16 protein-coding genes are annotated in these 16135 nt (G+C 63.9%); 11 read left to right on the top strand and 5 right to left on the bottom strand.

Translation table 11 applies throughout. The features are described 5' to 3' along the window. Positions 1–49: 49 nt before the first annotated feature. The 11 genes from E3N85_RS11350 to pilO all read left to right on the top strand — a co-directional run bounded on the left by E3N85_RS11350 (position 50) and on the right by pilO (position 10694). Positions 50–1717, top strand: a complete 1668-nt coding sequence (locus tag E3N85_RS11350; RefSeq protein ID WP_134463611.1) for a GspE/PulE family protein — start codon at positions 50–52, stop codon at positions 1715–1717. 19 nt (positions 1718–1736) lie between these two features. Beyond that, positions 1737–3074, top strand: coding sequence for a type IV pilus twitching motility protein PilT (locus tag E3N85_RS11355; RefSeq protein ID WP_304991153.1), 1338 nt, complete (start codon positions 1737–1739; stop codon positions 3072–3074). Further along, on the top strand, positions 3071–4300 hold the full coding sequence (locus tag E3N85_RS11360) for a type II secretion system F family protein (protein WP_134463292.1): 1230 nt from the start codon (positions 3071–3073) through the stop codon (positions 4298–4300). The genes E3N85_RS11355 and E3N85_RS11360 overlap by 4 nt, the downstream gene beginning before the upstream one ends. 137 nt (positions 4301–4437) lie before the next feature. Beyond that, positions 4438–4878: a type IV pilin protein gene (locus tag E3N85_RS16570; protein WP_198412103.1), complete on the top strand. Its 441-nt coding sequence runs from the start codon at positions 4438–4440 to the stop codon at positions 4876–4878. Positions 4879–4993: 115 nt separating this feature from the next. Further along, on the top strand, positions 4994–5410 hold the full coding sequence (locus E3N85_RS11370) for a type II secretion system protein (RefSeq protein WP_134463294.1): 417 nt from the start codon (positions 4994–4996) through the stop codon (positions 5408–5410). A gap of 1 nt (position 5411) precedes the next feature. Then, positions 5412–5981, top strand: coding sequence for a PilW family protein (locus E3N85_RS11375; protein ID WP_134463296.1), 570 nt, complete (start codon positions 5412–5414; stop codon positions 5979–5981). Then, complete coding sequence (locus E3N85_RS16845; protein WP_241978458.1) at positions 5972–7396, top strand: hypothetical protein; 1425 nt, start codon at positions 5972–5974, stop codon at positions 7394–7396. Before E3N85_RS11375 ends, E3N85_RS16845 begins: the two co-directional genes overlap by 10 nt. Before the next feature lie 5 nt (positions 7397–7401). Continuing rightward, positions 7402–8259: an A24 family peptidase gene (locus tag E3N85_RS11380; protein ID WP_241978459.1), complete on the top strand. Its 858-nt coding sequence runs from the start codon at positions 7402–7404 to the stop codon at positions 8257–8259. A gap of 25 nt (positions 8260–8284) precedes the next feature. After that, entirely contained in the window at positions 8285–9334 is a 1050-nt protein-coding gene (gene pilM / locus E3N85_RS11385) for a type IV pilus assembly protein PilM (RefSeq protein WP_134463300.1), read from the top strand. Continuing rightward, positions 9331–9999 carry a hypothetical protein gene (locus tag E3N85_RS11390; RefSeq protein ID WP_134463302.1) on the top strand — a complete coding sequence of 223 codons (669 nt, stop codon included), beginning with the start codon at positions 9331–9333 and terminating at the stop codon, positions 9997–9999. The genes pilM and E3N85_RS11390 overlap by 4 nt, the downstream gene beginning before the upstream one ends. 2 nt (positions 10000–10001) lie before the next feature. Next, positions 10002–10694 (top strand): type 4a pilus biogenesis protein PilO, encoded by a 693-nt coding sequence (gene pilO / locus E3N85_RS11395; protein ID WP_134463304.1) that lies wholly within the window; start codon positions 10002–10004, stop codon positions 10692–10694. A 52-nt stretch (positions 10695–10746) separates the two neighbouring features. On the opposite strand, the gene E3N85_RS11400 is transcribed toward pilO, so the two are convergent. Genes E3N85_RS11400 through cpaB form a run of 5 tightly spaced genes read right to left on the bottom strand, consistent with a single transcriptional unit; the run spans position 10747 to position 16128 of the window. Continuing rightward, positions 10747–11607 (bottom strand): type II secretion system F family protein, encoded by an 861-nt coding sequence (locus tag E3N85_RS11400; RefSeq protein WP_134463306.1) that lies wholly within the window; start codon positions 11605–11607, stop codon positions 10747–10749. A 9-nt stretch (positions 11608–11616) separates the two neighbouring features. Beyond that, positions 11617–12573 carry a type II secretion system F family protein gene (locus E3N85_RS11405; protein ID WP_134463308.1) on the bottom strand — a complete coding sequence of 319 codons (957 nt, stop codon included), beginning with the start codon at positions 12571–12573 and terminating at the stop codon, positions 11617–11619. Continuing rightward, positions 12570–14075 (bottom strand): CpaF family protein, encoded by a 1506-nt coding sequence (locus E3N85_RS11410; protein ID WP_134463310.1) that lies wholly within the window; start codon positions 14073–14075, stop codon positions 12570–12572. The genes E3N85_RS11405 and E3N85_RS11410 overlap by 4 nt, the downstream gene beginning before the upstream one ends. Next, a complete protein-coding gene (locus E3N85_RS11415) occupies positions 14072–15385 on the bottom strand; it encodes an AAA family ATPase (RefSeq protein ID WP_134463312.1) in 1314 nt (437 codons plus the stop codon). The genes E3N85_RS11410 and E3N85_RS11415 overlap by 4 nt, the downstream gene beginning before the upstream one ends. Beyond that, the gene (gene cpaB, locus E3N85_RS11420) at positions 15382–16128 is read right to left on the bottom strand and encodes a Flp pilus assembly protein CpaB (RefSeq protein WP_134463314.1); all 747 of its coding nucleotides are present in this window, start codon (positions 16126–16128) and stop codon (positions 15382–15384) included. The genes E3N85_RS11415 and cpaB overlap by 4 nt, the downstream gene beginning before the upstream one ends. Positions 16129–16135: the final 7 nt, after the last annotated feature.

Here is a 16135-nt window from a genome sequence, read left to right on the forward strand (position 1 = left end):
CGCGCGTGCCCTGGCAGGTTTCCGCAGCAGATTGAACCGGGGGATGGTTGTGCCAAGCCTGACCGAGATTCTTATTTTGCACGGCCTGCTCCCGATCGAGCATCTCGACTCACTCGCGGTCGGTGACCCCGCCGATGAGAAGGCCGTGCGCGCTCTCGTAGACAGTGCCGTGATCACCGAGCTGCAATTCGCCAGGGCCCGGGCCGAGCAAGCGGGGCTGCCCTTCGTAGAACTCATCGACTATCCTGTCGACCGGCTGGCCATTTCCAAGGTGACCGCCGCAGTCTGCCGCCGACACGAAATCCTGCCGATCGCCATCGAAGACGGCCGCCTCGTGCTGGCGATGGTCGACCCCGGCAACGTCTTTGCCCTCGATGACGTGAGTGAAGCGGCACGCATGCGCGTGGCCCCGGTCGTCGCCGAACGCGGGGACCTGCTCGCGGCGATCACCCGCCATCACCGCGCCGATGACGAGCTCAGCAACCTCACGACCACCCTCGAGGAAGAGAACGCGCCCGAGGCCGTCACCATGGGCGGCCCCGAGTCAACCGATGATTCGGCCCCGATCGTGCGATTCGTGAACCTGCTCGTGAGTCAGGCCATTCAGGACCTGGCTTCCGACATTCACATCGAACCCGGCGAACACAGCCTGCGGGTGCGCTACCGCATCGACGGTGTGCTGCACGAGATGCAGACCGCACCCAAGAATATTCAGAACGGCGTGATCTCCCGGCTCAAGATCATGAGCGACATCGACATCGCCGAGCGGCGCAAACCGCAGGACGGCCGCATGACCGTGCGTCACGCGGGCCGCCAGATCGACCTGCGCGTAGCAACCCTGCCCACCGTGTGGGGCGAAAAAGTCGTCATGCGTATTCTCGACAACTCGAACACGACCCTGGACGTGCGCGCACTGGCACTGCTCGAGCACAACTTCGAGGCCTACCAGACCTCCTATTCCAAGCCCTACGGAATGATCCTGATCACCGGTCCAACCGGTTCGGGCAAGTCGACCACCCTGTACACCACCCTCGGCGCGGTCGCCCGCCCCGAAATCAACGTGATCACGGTCGAAGATCCGGTCGAGTACCGCATGGCCGGCATCAACCAGGTGCAGGTGAATCCGAAGGCGGGGCTCACCTTCGCGAGCGCCCTGCGTTCCATCCTGCGCAGTGACCCGGATGTCGTTCTGCTGGGTGAAATCCGCGACCACGAGACCGCGCAGATCGCCATCGAGGCCTCGCTCACCGGTCACCTCGTGCTCTCGACCCTGCACACCAACGACGCGCCGAGCGCGATCACCCGACTGACGGAGATGGACATCGAGCCGTTTCTGGTCGGGTCGGCGCTGGACTGTGTTGTTGCCCAACGTCTGGCCCGCCGCCTCTGCGACCGCTGCAAGGCACCGGCCGAACACGACTCCGAACAGCTCGCCCGGCTGCGCTTCGCGTTCGACCCTGGGCAGCCGCTGCCGCAGACTTTTCTGCCGGTAGGCTGTGCGCACTGTTCCAAGACCGGTTACCGCGGCCGCATCGCGGTGCACGAGGTGATGACGGTCACCGAAGAAATCGAGCGGATGGCTGTCGCCCGCGCCTCCAGTTCTGAAATCGGCCGCACGGCGCGCGAGCAGGGAATGATCACCCTGCGCGAGGACGGCTGGACGAAGGTTCAGATGGGTTTGACCTCGATCGAGGAAATTTTGCGAGTTGTCGCATAGTGCACAAGGGGAGTTTTGCGTGAGCCAGCCAATTTATGACATTCCGATTTCGCCCGCGGGGGATTCTGAGGTGGGGTGGAACCCGGCGGAGGACGATCGGCACCATGGTGGCAATGAAGCGCCAGACCTCGTGGCGCAGGCGGAAGCTCACCCGGCTCCGGCCAACGGCGCTGGCGGTCGCCGGGAACATCGACGATCCGGCGGTGACGAGGTCTCCGACCTGGACCTGCTGAACGCGCTGTCCGGGGTTCTCGACCTCAACGCCTCCGACCTGCACATTACGGTCGGCGCGCCCCCGAGCATCCGGGTCGATGGGAGCCTTCGACCCATCGAGGGCTCCACCCGCTGGATGGGTGACAAGGTCACCTCGGCGCTCTACAGCATCCTCTCGCCGAAGCAGCGCGCACAGTTCGAGGAAGAACTCGAGCTGGATTTCGCCTACACGGCGGGTGGCGCGCGTTTTCGGGTGAACTACTACCATCAGCGCAATTCCATCGGCGCAGCTTTCCGACTGATCCCGCGCGGGATCAAGCAATTAAAGGAACTGGGGGTTCCCGAGTCGGTGTCCCAGTTCGCGAAACTGTCGCGCGGCCTCGTGCTGGTGACCGGACCAACCGGATCGGGCAAGTCGACGACCCTGGCCGCCCTCATCGACGTGGTCAATCGCACACGCGCGGAGCACATCGTCACGGTGGAAGACCCGATCGAGTTTTTGCACCAGCATCAGAAGTCGATCGTCAACCAGCGTGAGGTGGGGCACGATACGCACAGTTTCGCATCCGCACTCAAGCACGTTCTGCGTCAAGACCCCGACGTCATCCTGATCGGTGAGTTGCGCGACCTGGAGACGATCTCGGTGGCGCTGACCGCGGCCGAGACCGGCCACCTCGTGTTCGCGACCCTGCACACGCAGTCGGCGGCTCAGACGATCGACCGCATTATCGATGTCTACCCGCCGCACCAGCAGGGTCAGGTGCGCACCCAGCTGGCCGCAACCCTGCGGGGCGTCGTCTGCCAGGCCCTGGTCAGGAAGGTGGGTGGTGGCCGGGTCGTGGCCACCGAGATTCTGGTGACGACCTCGGCCGTCTCGAACCTGATTCGCGAAGGTAAGACGTATCAGGTCGCGTCGTCCATGCAGGCCGGTCGTGCGCTCGGGATGCAGACCCTGGACCAGCACCTAGCCGAGCTCGTGAATGACGGTCTAATCACCCGGCAGTCGGCGGAAGAGAAGGCGCAGGATCTCGAGGGGCTTGCGCAGCTCATTCGCCGGGTTGATGTCTCCGACCCTGCGGCTAATCCGATGCTCACCGGCGGCATCGACTTCGGTGACTCCTTCTCGCCGCGGGACACTCGATGACGATCAGCCTGGCCTACGCTTATAAAGGACGCAACGCCGCCGGCAAAGTTGTGAAGGGGCGAGTAGACGCCCCGTCGGAGAGCGTGGCGACGACGCGCGTGCGCACCATGGGGCTGTCGCCGATCTCGGTGACCGAGGTGGCGGTGGGCACCGGACTGAGCATGGAGATCAAGATCCCCGGCCTGAGTAAGGGCATCGGACTCAAGGACCTCGCAATTATGAGTCGGCAGATGGCGACGATGACCTCGGCCGGCTTGTCGTTGCTGCGCACCCTGAACATTCTCGCCGCGCAGACCGAGAACAAAGACCTGGCGAAGATTCTCACGTCGATCCGCAACGATGTGGAGACCGGAATTTCGCTGTCGGAGGCGCTGGAGAAGCATTCCATCGTCTTTCCGCCGATCATGATCAACCTGGTCAGGGCCGGCGAGACCGGCGGATTTCTGGAGAGCTCGCTCAACTCGGTGGCCGGCAACTTCGAAGCAGAGGGAAAGCTGCGCGACACCATCAAGTCGGCCATGGCCTACCCCACCATCGTGCTGATCATGGCCGTGGTGGCCGTGATCGGCATGCTCACCTTCATCGTGCCGGTGTTCGAGAAGATGTTCGCCGGTTTCGGCGGCGAGCTGCCGCTGCCCACCCAAGTGCTGGTAGTGCTGTCGAAGGCCATGGTCTGGCTGCTGCCGGTGCTCATCGTCGGTGGAATCGCCTTCACTGTCTGGTGGCGTAAGAACAAAAACACCGAGCGAGTGCGCAAAGTCGTCGACCCGCTCAAGCTCAAGCTCCCCGTGTTCGGCCCACTTTTGACCAAGCTGGCCATCGCGCGCTTCAGCCGCAACTTCTCCACCATGATCGGCGCGGGTGTGCCCATTTTGCAGTCGCTCACGATCGTGGGGGAGACTTCGGGCAACTGGGTGGTGGAGTCGGCGCTGCGCAAGGTGCAGGAGTCGGTGCGCCAGGGCAAGTCGATCGCCGGGCCGCTCAGCCTCGAACCGGTCTTTCCGGCAATGGTGACGCAGATGATCGCGGTCGGTGAAGATTCCGGTGCCCTGCAACAGATGCTTGGTAAGATTGCGGACTTCTACGATCAGGAGGTGCAGGCCACGGCCGAGCAGCTCACCGCGCTGATCGAGCCGCTCATGATCGCTTTCATCGGTGTCATTGTCGGGGGCATGATCGTGGCCCTGTACATGCCGATGTTCAGCATTTTCGAGTACATCAAGTAGTCTCCCCAAAAGTGGGGGTATGGCGCTGCAACAAATTTCTAGGAATAGTGGCTTAAAGCACTATGGGTCACCATATGCTCATCGTGGGGCTGATAAGGAGCCCTTTATCGGCCACCACACAGCGAAGAGGACTTCACATGACCAGCTCCATCACGGCTGCGCTAGCCCGCAAGCGTTCAGAACTCGGCGAGAAGGAAAAGGGCTTCACCCTGATCGAGCTCCTCGTCGTCGTCATCATCATCGGAATCCTCGCCGCGATTGCTGTTCCGATCTTCCTCGGCCAGCAGGAATCGGCCAAGGACGCCGGCGTCAAGTCCGATCTGGCGACCGCGAAGATCGCCGTTGTCTCCTATTTCACGGACGGCGCGACGGTCGCACCGACCTTCGACAACTTAGCGGGCACTGGCTTGGAAAAGTACGGCTTCAAGAGAAGTGACAACACGTTGAGCATCGCCTTCAAGGCGCCTCTGCCTGCTGCGTCGGGCAGCGCCTTCTGCATCGACGGAGTAAGCAAAAGCTCCGGAGCCACGGCATTCAAGGTAACTGAAAGCGGCGGGGTCATCAAAGGCTCGTGCTAACGATTCGTCGCTAGCCCTGTGAGTGACCGAACGGGGTGTCCGCGAGTATCGCGGTCCTTGTTCGGTCGCTCCCTAGAATCTCTCCTCGGCACCACCTGGCAGACCGGACCCGACCGTGATGACAACTCAGGCCTCGCAGGCTGTTGACTCTAATCTGGGCGCGCGCGGCTTCGGCCTGATCGAGATAGTCATCTCCATGTTCCTTCTCGCTCTGCTCGCGATGGTCTTCTTGCCAGTGCTCGCGCAGGGCCTCAAGCAGTCCGCGGCCAACGCCACTCTCGTTACCGCCACCCAGCTCGTACAACAGAGCATCGAGGCAGCTAGGGCCCAGACGACCTGCACGGCCATACTCGCCGCGACCAGCACTGTCCCTGACACCAGAGGGATCTCGCTCACCGTCGCGCGCACGGTTGGCGTCTGCCCCCTTATCGGCTATCCCACAACCGTTCCGGTGACCGTCACGGTGACCCGAAACGACACTGGTGCCGTGCTCTCCACGGCTAAAACTCTCGTGTTCGTGGCCGTGAGGTGAAATGAAGAAGCGTCCCACAGACAGCTCGGAGGCCGGCTTCACCCTGATCGAACTTCTCGTCTACTGCGTCCTGATCGTGCTCGTCGTGACGGCCGTCGGCGGCATCATGAACAGCGTGCAAATAACCTCGAACTCCGTACGCACCGTGACGAGCGACGCCACCGAGGGGCAGCTCGTCGCAGACTCCATTACGGCCGGCGTTCGCAACTCCTCTGACTTCCGGCTCACCAGCCCCAGCGGCACCGACCAACTGCTGGTCGCGCGTGTCGCGGAGCGCGGGACCACACTCACCTGGGCGTGCGCAGCCTGGTACTACTCGGCATCTGGAACGGGCAGCCTTCGTTTCACGCGGTCGTCCGCGGCAATCGTCGCTCCGACGGCGGGCGAACTAGTCAACTGGACGCTCCTCGATGATGGCATCACCCCGGCGAGCGGCACGAGCGTCTTCAGCGCGACCGGGGCGCTGTTGAACGTGGCGTTCAAGGGCACCACGACAGGCCGTCCATCGGTCCTCATCAAGAGCACGGCGCTCAGCCGCGCCGGAGCATCAGGGAGCTTGACATGTTTCTAAGAAGCCTCGGCCGTGGCGGCGAACAGGGAGCTGCCTTGGCGGCCGTCATCGGTCTCATGGCGGTTGGGCTTGTGGTTGGATCACTCATTGTCTCTTCTGTAGTTGGCGCGTTCGGATTCAGCTCTTCGAGTCGGGCCGGCGTTCAGTCGCAGTCGGCCGCCGATGCCGGCGTCGCCGCCGCCCGGGCGGGAATGTACCTTCCTGGCAACTGCGCGATGCAGCCCACCCCCGGCAAGTACGTCTCGGCGTCCGTGCCGGTCTACAGCGCCACCATTGAATACGACACGGGAGCAGGCTGGACGGCGGGGTGTCCACTCGTCACCGCGAAACAGGTGCGCATCGTCTCGACCGGTACCGCGCAGGCTAAGGGCGTGGCGGGAGTCTCCGCAGGCGACACGAGCGTCGTCGAGGCCGTCTTCAAGTACCTCTCGCCGGGCGTCTCACCGAGCGGCATCGCAATGTATCTTTACAAAGGCGCCACCATCGAGGCCAACTCCAGTCTGGACCTGACAGAGGCCGCCGGCGCCGGCCTGCTGACCAAGAATGGCAACATCGTCTGCGACAAGAACAACACCGTGATCAACGGCAGCATCGTCGTCGACGGCAACTTCACGATGAACGGAACATGCAGTGTTAACGGCAGCGCTTGGGTGTCGGGCGCGGCCGACCTAGGTTCAGGGTCGATCAGCGGCGATCTGGCCGCCGCCAGTGTCACACCAAATCCGCCAACGAAGGCCCGGGTTGCCGGCACCTACACTCAGGGTGGTGCTATGCCCACGATGCCCGGGTGGGTCGACCTCGGCTACACCGCGACAGACTGGCTGGATTCTGTGGGGGCACCGTATCAGGTGAAAACCAGCCTTACCGTGGCCGATTGCCAGCTCAATTCAGGCAGCTTGGGCGGCACGCTTCCCGGCAAGCCCCTCGTTCTCAACATGCTGGGCTGTGCCGCTGGGCCGACCTCGACCAACAACACCACGGTGAGTCTGACCAGCGATGTCGTCATCTACGCCCAGCAATTCAATTTCGGTGCTCTCAACTCCTTGAAGTTCACATCTTCATCGACGGCGGCCCGCAGGCTCTGGTTTATCACTCCCGATCTCATCGCCGACGGGATACCGAGCTGTCAGGCCGCCCCCAGCCTGCTGGCGCAGGGCAACTTCACCGTCAACAACGGATTCACGATCGCGGACCCCGTTGATGCGTTGCTCTACACGCCCTGCGCCTTCGACGGCAGGAACGGCTTCGAATGGCACGGCCAGATTTATGCGGGCGGTTACAGCAGCGTGCAGAACAACCCAAAGTTCACCTTCACGCCGATCGGAGTCGCGGGCGCCGATCTCACTACCGGAACGACGACACCCGTCGTCACAAAGTCGGAACCCGGCTCGGTCGTCACCATGAGGGACCGGTAGCCACGTTGGTCGGTATTCTCGCTCTCCTCACCGGAGGTCTCGGCCTCCTGATCGGCTCGTTCCTGAACGTGTTGATCTACCGGGTGCCGGCCAGGCGATCCATTGTGTCGCCGCCGAGCGCGTGCGCCAGTTGCGGCGCACGCATCCGGCCGTGGGACAACGTGCCGGTAATCTCCTGGCTGGTTTTGCGCGCCAAATGCCGCGACTGCGGGGCGCAAATCTCGGTTCGGTATCCGCTCGTGGAGCTCGGAACGGCGGTGTTCTTTGCGGCTGTCGCCTGGTGGGTCGTCACCAGCAGCGCACCGGGCTCGACCGGCATGTTGGGCGTGGTCTCGACTGGTTCGACCGGCGAGACCATCGGGCTTGCCGTCACCCTCGTGGCGTTCCTCTATCTGGCCGCGGTGAGCGTTGCGCTGGCCATGATCGACCTCGACACGTATACGCTGCCCAACAAGATCGTCGTGCCGGCCTACCCGGTCAGCGCGGCTCTGTTGGTGACGGCCGCGCTGCTCCTCGGCGAGCCCGGCCGGTTGGTCTCCGCGGCGATCGGCGGCGCCGCCCTGTTCGCCCTCTATCTAACTCTGGCGCTCCTGTACCCCGGCGGAATGGGGCTTGGCGATGTAAAGCTGGCCGGAGTGCTCGGTCTCTTCCTGGGCTTTCTGGGCTGGGGGCCGTTGGTCGTCGGCGCGTTCTCCGCGTTCCTGCTCGGTGGAGTGTTTAGTCTGGTACTGGTCATCACGCGGCGAGCAAACCGCAAGAGCAGCATCCCATTCGGCCCATGGATGCTTGCGGGGGCCTGGCTCGGAATCTTTGGCGGCGAGCAGATTGCCGCGGGCTATCTCGCGCTGTACGGTCTGACATGACGGCAACATCAGTAAGGAAAACGCAATGACTGCAAGTGTCGTCGGGATCGATATCGGCAAGGGTTCCGTGCGCGCGGTCGAGGTGAACAACTCGCGCCAGGACAAACCCACGATCGTGCGCTATCACCAGGTAGAACTGCCGGTGGGTGCGGTGAATCGCGGCGAGGTGCTTGAACCCAATACCGTCGCGGCCGCTCTCAAACAGCTGTGGTCTGCCGGCGGGTTTAAGAGCAAGCGGGTGGTACTCGGCATGGGCAACCACCGTGTGCTCGCCCGTGAGCTGACCGTTCCCAAGACCTCGATGAAACTCATCCGTGAAGCATTGCCGTATCAGGTGCAAGACCTGCTTCCCCTTCCGGTTGCCGACGCGCTCCTCGACTTCTACCCGCTCTCTGAGAGCGCGGGTGACACCGGGCCACAGGTCAACGGTCTCCTGATTGCCGCTGTCAAAGAAGCGGTGCTCGGTAACGTTCAGGCCGTGGAATTGGCGGGGCTGACCCCCATTGACGTCGACCTCATTCCGTTCGCTCTCAGTCGTGTCACCCATCGCGGAGAAAAAACGGATGGTGCCGTGGTGCTGATTGACGTCGGCGCGGGCACTACCAGTGTGGTTATCAGCGTTGCCGGCGTGCCGCAGTTCGTGCGTTTCATTCCGACCGGCGGCGGCGACCTCACCCAGGCGCTCGCTGACCGGCTCGTCGTCGACCTGGCCCAGGCAGAGGCGCTGAAGCGATCGCTGGGCCTTGCCGCCACGGGGATCGTGTCCGAGAATCCGGCGGCGGCGATCATCATCCACGAGGTCACCGTTGAGCTGCTCAATAGCCTGCGAAACACCGTCAACTACTTCATCAATACGCGCAACCAGGTGAGCGTCACGCGCATCGTACTCACCGGCGGTGGCGCACAATTGCACGGCTTTGGCGAAGCGCTTGGCGAGATGACACGGATTCCGGTCTTCGTCCCGGATCCAGTGGGAACCCTCTCCCTCGGCCGGGGAGTCGACGCGAGTGCCCTCAAGAGCACCATGGGCACCTATCTCGTTGCACTGGGCCTGGCCCTGGGAAGCAAGGCATGAGCCGGCACAGCGGCGTCGATGACCTGGTCATCGGCGGGGAACCGCGAGTCGACCTCCTGCCGCCGGTCGTCAAGGCCCGGCAGAAGGCCAAGACTCTGCGCAAGATCCTGGGTGCATCCGTCGTTGCCGTGGTCATAGTGGTCGGGGCCGGCGTGGCCGCGGCCAGCTGGCAGGCCAGCGTGAGCCGAGAACAACTTGCCGTGACCCAGGCGCGAACGGCCGAACTTCTTCTGGAACAGACAAAGTTCGTCGAGGTTCGCACGGTGCAAGATGAAGTGGATGCGGTCGGCGCTGCTCGACAGATCGGTGCGTCGACCGAGGTGGACTGGCAAGGCTACTTCGCGGGCGTTCGCGCAGTCATCCCAGCGGACGTGACCATCGATTCGCTCGCGGTCGACTCGGAATCGCCGCTCGTGGCGTACGGTCAGCCCGAGGCGCCCCTGCAAGAGGCGCGAATCGCGACCCTGGTGATCGGTCTGACCAGCCCGAGCCTGCCCACGGTGCCCGAGTGGCTGAACGCGATCAAGACACTGCCCGGCTACGCGGACAGCACGCCCGGTTCGATAACCCAGAACGAGACCGGGGCATACCTGGTGACTCTCACCGTGCACATCGACGAAGGCGCGCGTTCAAACCGCTTCGCCGTCGCCGCGGAAGGAAAATAGTCGTGAACGTGAATAGATTATGGGTTCTCGGCGCCGTGCTGCTGATGTCCGTTGTCGCCCTCATGGGGTGGTCGCTCGGTATCTCTCCGAAGCTCGGCGAATCGCGTGATGCCGCGGCCGAGCGGGTAGCCGTGGAGGCGCAGAACACCAGCTACGAGCTCCAGCTCGCCACGCTCAAGCAACAATTCGAAAGCATCGATGGTCTCCAGGTTGACCTGGCCGACCTTCGGGAGTCCGTTCCGCAGGGCGCGAACATTCCCCAATTCGTGGGCCAGCTCGACTCGATTGCCCTCCAGAACACTGTGAAGCTCACGACGATCACGGTCAGCGACGCACAGTCCTACGCAGCAGCGCTGGCGACGACAGCTGCGCCAGAAGCTGCGCCGCCTGCCGAGGGTGCTGCCGCCGCGGCTGTGCCTGCCGCTGGTGCCGCCGCTGGTGCCACTGCCACTGCCGACGCTGCCGTACCGGTCGCCCCGGTTGTGACTCCCGCCGACAACCTCATCGCCATTCCCATCTCCCTCTCGGTCGAGGGCGGCTACCAGAACGTGCTCGACTTCATTAGTGGTCTGCAGCAGGGCGAGCGGCTCGTGACGGTCAGTGCGTTCGGTACCACAGCCACTGCGGACGCGCCCGGCATGGTCACCGGCACCATCACCGCTCTGATCTACGTGCTTCTGAACGGCGCCGCGTAGCCCCAGACGGGTGGCGCGTCAATTCGAACGGTAAGCAGGTCGAGCCGGGCGCCTACGAGAAGGCTTTGACCATACTGAGCACGGCGGGTGTGAGCAGCACGATGAACAACACCGGCAGGATGCAGAAGATAAGCGGGAACAGCACCTTGACTGGGATCTTCATCGCCTTCTCCTCGGCCCGCTGGCGACGGCGCAGTCGCATTTCCGCCGCTTGCACCCGGAGCACGTCGGCGATCGCGATGCCATAGGTATCGGCCTGGATGACGGAGCGCGTGAACCGGCGCAGGTCCGGTGACGAGGTGCGCGCGCTCAGTGATTGGTAGGCGTCCTTGCGTGCGCGGCCAATGCTCATGTCCTGCAGGGTGCGAACGAATTCCTCCGCGAGCGGCCCCTTGCCGTTCGTCGCGGCCTTGACCATGGCCGCCTCGAAGCCGAGGCCCGCCTCCACAGCAATCGTCATCTGGTCGAGGGTGTCGGCGAGGGCGAGCTGAATCTTCTCCTGCCGCTCTTGACCCCGACTTTGAATGAGCAGGTCGGGCACGAAGAAGCACAGCACCGTGAGAGCACCGCCGAGCCCGAAGCGCAGCAGGCCCGGGTCGCCGCTGATCCACAACACCGCGAGGAGCGCACCGCACGCGGCCAGGATCAGCTTCGCAATGAGGATCTTGTCGATGGTCCACGCTGGTGGCCGCCCGGCGAGTGCGAGTCGATGATCGAGCATGCCGAGATAACCCTTGGGGGCGGCGTCGCGCACGCCCGTGATGAACGAACCGCCAGTGAAGACCGAACCCGAGGGTGCGCCGGTGCCTGCGGTCACCTCGCGCGGCCTGCGACCGCCGACCAGGATGCCGACGAGAGCTCCGAGCCCGCCGGCAACGGCGAGGGCGGCGAGGATGGTTATGAGTGGGGGCATGGGATTCTCCTAGAACTTCACTTTGACGACGACCATCATCCACAGCGAGCCGATCCCGAGCAGGATGGCGGCGACGACAAGGGCGGCGATTCCCCAGATGCTGCTGAAGAAGCCGCCGAAATAGCTCGGCTGGGTCAACAACAGAAAGGTGAAGACGCCGATGGGCAGCAAGATCAGCACCCAGGCACTCATCTTGCCCTCCGCGGCCAACGCTTTCACCTGCCGCCGAATTTCGTTGCGTTCACGGATGGTGTGGCTCACCTGGTCGAGCACCTGGGACAGGTTGCCTCCGACTTCACGGTTGATTGCGATCGCCTGGGCGACCCATTGAAAATCGTCGCTGCGCATCCGCATCGCGGTGTTGTCGAGTGCGTCGCCCAGATCGCGCCCGATCCGGGTTTCGTTCACGACCCGGGCGAGCTCATCGGCCGTCGGTGACTCCGTATCGTGCGAGGCAGCGTCGACGGCACGGAGCAGGCTGTGGCCAGCGCGAAGCGAACCGGCGAGAAGGGTGAGCGATTCGTCGAGCTGTTCGGCGAATTTGGCTCGCCTGCGCCCGGCGCGCAGGTTGATCAGTACCTTGGCACCGATCGGGGCGAGCGCGGCGAACGTGACCATGAGTGGCACGGCCCAGGGTGAGCCGGTGCCGAGAATGAGTCCGAACAGTGACAGAACCATGGCGGCAGAGATGACCATGAGCACGAATCCCGAGGGCTGCATCCGGATGCCCGCCTGCTCCAGTTCCGCCGCGCTGAACGGCGCCCGGCCGCCCCGGCGGAGCGCGCCATCGATCGCTTCGACCGTGCGGTCGGTCATCTTGGTCAGGGTGGACGTCTCGATCACGCCGGGGGCGCGACGGCGTTCCAACGACACGCGGGGGGCCGGCGGCGCGATTACCACGAACACGAGAACCAGCAGGGCGACTAAACCGGCCCCGATCCCGGAGTAGAGAATGATCTCGCTCATCGCTGTGCTCGTGTCGTCAGTTCAGCCTGGAATATACCCGGCGAGAGCTCAATACCCAGATCGCGGAACTTGTCGGCAAACCGTGGTCGCACCCCGGTGGCGACCGCGCGGCCGAGCAAATGTCCGTCAGCGTCGGTGCCAACGCCGTGGTCGAAGACGAAGGCGTCTTGCAGAGTGACGATCTCGCCCTCCATGCCCTGCACCTCGGTGACATGGGTAACGCAGCGGGTGCCGTCCTTGAGTCGACTGATCTGCACGATCACATCGATCGCTGAGGCGATCTGCTCCCGAATGGCGCGCAGCGGCAGGTCCATCCCGGCCATGAGCACCAGGGTCTCCAGCCTCGCGATCGCGTCGCGCGGCGAGTTGGCGTGCACGGTCGAAATGGAACCGTCGTGGCCGGTGTTCATGGCCTGCAGCATGTCGAGGCTTTCGCCGCCGCGGCACTCACCGATCACGATCCGATCCGGGCGCATGCGCAGGGAGTTGCGCACCAGATCGCGGATGGTGATTTCACCTTTGCCCTCGATGTTCGCGGGGCGTGATTCGAGACGGATGACGTGTTCCTGTTGAAGCTGCAGCTCCACGGCGTCTTCGATCGTGATGATGCGCTCGTCGGGCGGAATGTAGCCGGACAGCACGTTGAGCAGGGTCGTCTTGCCGGTTCCGGTTCCCCCGGAGACGATGATGTTGAGCTTCGCTTTTACGCAGGCATCGAGTAACTCCGCCATGTCCGCGCTCAACGTGCCGAATTCGATCAAGTCTGTGACCGTAAGCGGTTCACGGGAGAATTTGCGGATAGTCAGCGATGAGCCGTCGACGGCTAGCGGCGGGATGATCGCGTTGACGCGTGAGCCATCGGCGAGGCGCGCATCCACCAGCGGCGACGACTCATCGATGCGTCGACCGACCTTGGAGACGATCCGCTCGATCACTCGCCGCAGCTGGGCCTCGCTCGTGAAGCGGGAGGGGCTGAGGCTGAGGCGCCCGTTTCTTTCGACGAAAATCTGTTCATGGCCGTTGACCATGATCTCGGATACGGCCTCATCAGCGAGCAAGACGTCGAGCGGACCATACCCGAGAACGTCGGCATCGATCTCGGCGATGAGGCGGGAGCGCTCGTCGGAGCTGAGCGGTACCTGCTCGGCCGAAACGATGTTGCCCAGCTCGGCTCTTGCGTAGGCATGTAGCTGCTCTTCGCTCAGGCTGGGGTCATTGAGGCGCGTTCCGATGCGCTCGAACAGCTCCTGGGCGGCTCGCTCCTTGATCTCGGCGAGGGGATCAACCGGGGGTGCAGGCGCGACCACCGGCACCGGTAATGGCGCCGGCACTGTGAGGGACTGGACATCCGCTGCTGAAATGGACAGCGGTATCACAGCAGTCTTGGCCGCGGCCGGCTCGCTATAGCTAATTTTCACCGCGCCCAAAACCGGGGCATGCTTGTCAAAGCGATGCTGGGGGCCTTTTTCCCGTGCCGCATCCACTCGTTCGGTCAGTTTCATGCCAGAATCACCCTTCGGTGTAGGCGGCCGCGTTTGAGCGAAGCCGATGGATCGAATCGGCGCACCAGAGCGGTGAGCGCGGTTGATGCAGGGTTTCTGGCACCGTCAGCCAGGATCGGCACGCCGCGGTTCGTCGACAATGCCACCAACTTGGACCGCCGGATGGCTATATCTACCGGCGCTCCGATCGTCGCCTCAATATCGCGCACGGAAATGCCACTGGTGTGGTCGCCCAGATTCAGCACGACGTGGCGAGCGGAAGGCAGTATGCCGATACTCGCCAGCGCGGCCAGCTCCTTGCGCAGTCCTCGCGCACTCGGTACCGACATATCGCAGACGATCACGGCGTCGGTAGCCAGCTCGAGCGCGGCCAGGGCGTGGTCGCCGAGCCCGGGCGCCGTGTCGATCACGACGAATCGGAACACTTCTCTGAGTTGCTTGATCAGATGGCTGAGCTGTTCGCCGGTCACCCGGTCCCCTTCGACCGGGGTGTCCGCACCGCACACGGTATAGAAGCCGCGCTCGTGCGGCGTGAGGTAGGTCTTGAGCACCATCGTGTCGAGTTGCGCTGCTTCCGTGACTGCGTCAGGAAGGGTATGCACGGGCGACAGAGATAGGGCAGTGGCGACGTCGCCGAACTGCACGTCGGCATCGACGAGCACCACCGACATTGGCGCCTGCTTGGCCAGTCCCACGGCGAGGTTGGTGGCGACCGTCGTCTTGCCGACGCCACCCTTGGCCGACACGACGGCGATGACGTGGCACCGGATGCCGGCGGCCGCGGCGACCGTCTCGATGGCCGGCGGAATGAGCCTGGCGACGTCGGGTTCCTTGGCTGAAGCCGGAACGAAGTCCGATTCGAGCGCAAGATCGAACTCGGGCCCAAGTCTCGGTGTTTTCTCCGCGTCTGCCCGGTGCGAATTTCGCACGCTGCAGGTTTTACCGCAGGAGTACCGGGCACCGGCGGGTGTGAGAGCGGCCGCCTGCTCGTCGCGGGGGCTCAGGAACGTGTGAATGGTCAGATCGGAGACCCACTGGTCGGTTCCCGCCCGGTTTCCGCGCACGATCACGATGCCCACGCCGGGGTAGAGGGTGGCGAGCCCGGTCGAGAGTACGTTCGTTTGCCCGAGAGAGAGAGCCGATCCGAGCAGAGCCACGTCCGGCCGGTCTGCCGCGTGCAGCCGGCCGAGCACGGCCGACGGTCCGAAGGCCAGAAACTGCCCCTTGACCAGGCTGAGGGCGGCTCCGAGCAGAATGTTGAGACGGGTCTCGAATCCATGGCTGTTGCCGATGAGTAGTAAGCGACTCATTCGAACACCGCGTTGCCGTCAACGATGCGTGAGCCGGTCTCCTCGGCCTTCGCGGTCTCCAGGGTGAGCCACACGGAGCCGAACTCCTGGCCCCAGACGAGTTTCTCGATGTCTGGTGTGGTGCGGGCGAGGGTGACCATGACCGAGCTGACCGGCTCGGACGCCGCATCGGCTCCGTCCTGACCCTTCGCGGGCGACGTCATGGTTCCTTCCTGTACAGCGGTCACGAGCACCTTATGAAAGACCTGCTTGCTCACCGGCCGCTCCTCGCTGCCGCCAGCGGGCTTGATCGACGCGGTGATCACGACGCCGACGGTGTCTCCCGCCTTGATGGTGCCGCCGACGACGTGTTCGACGGGAAGCGCGATGGTCACGGCCTGCATGCCATCAGGCACTTTGACGTCGCCGCGGGCGGCGAGCTCGGCCGAGTTCACCCAGCGTGAGGTGAGGAGCTGCTCGCCGGGCTGGAGGGTGGTATCCGCCACCCGGCCGGTGAGGGCGCTCAGCTTAGTTACGCGACCGGGCACTGCGGCAACCGCGGGTATCTTCTTCTCGGCGATGAGCTCGCCAATCTTCTCCGCGGCGGTACCGGCGGGGATCTCTTCGGTCACGACATAGACGGATACCATCTCGGCGCCGTTGGTGGCACGGGCATCTGCGCCCTGCACATATCCGGTGAGCACGACGGTGCCGACGACGGCAAGCACGATCGCAAGGATTGCTCCAATGAGTCGGGTTTTCATGGCTTCT

Origin of the sequence: Cryobacterium sp. Hz9 (assembly GCF_004402825.1) — a bacterium.
GTDB lineage: Bacteria > Actinomycetota > Actinomycetes > Actinomycetales > Microbacteriaceae > Cryobacterium > Cryobacterium gelidum.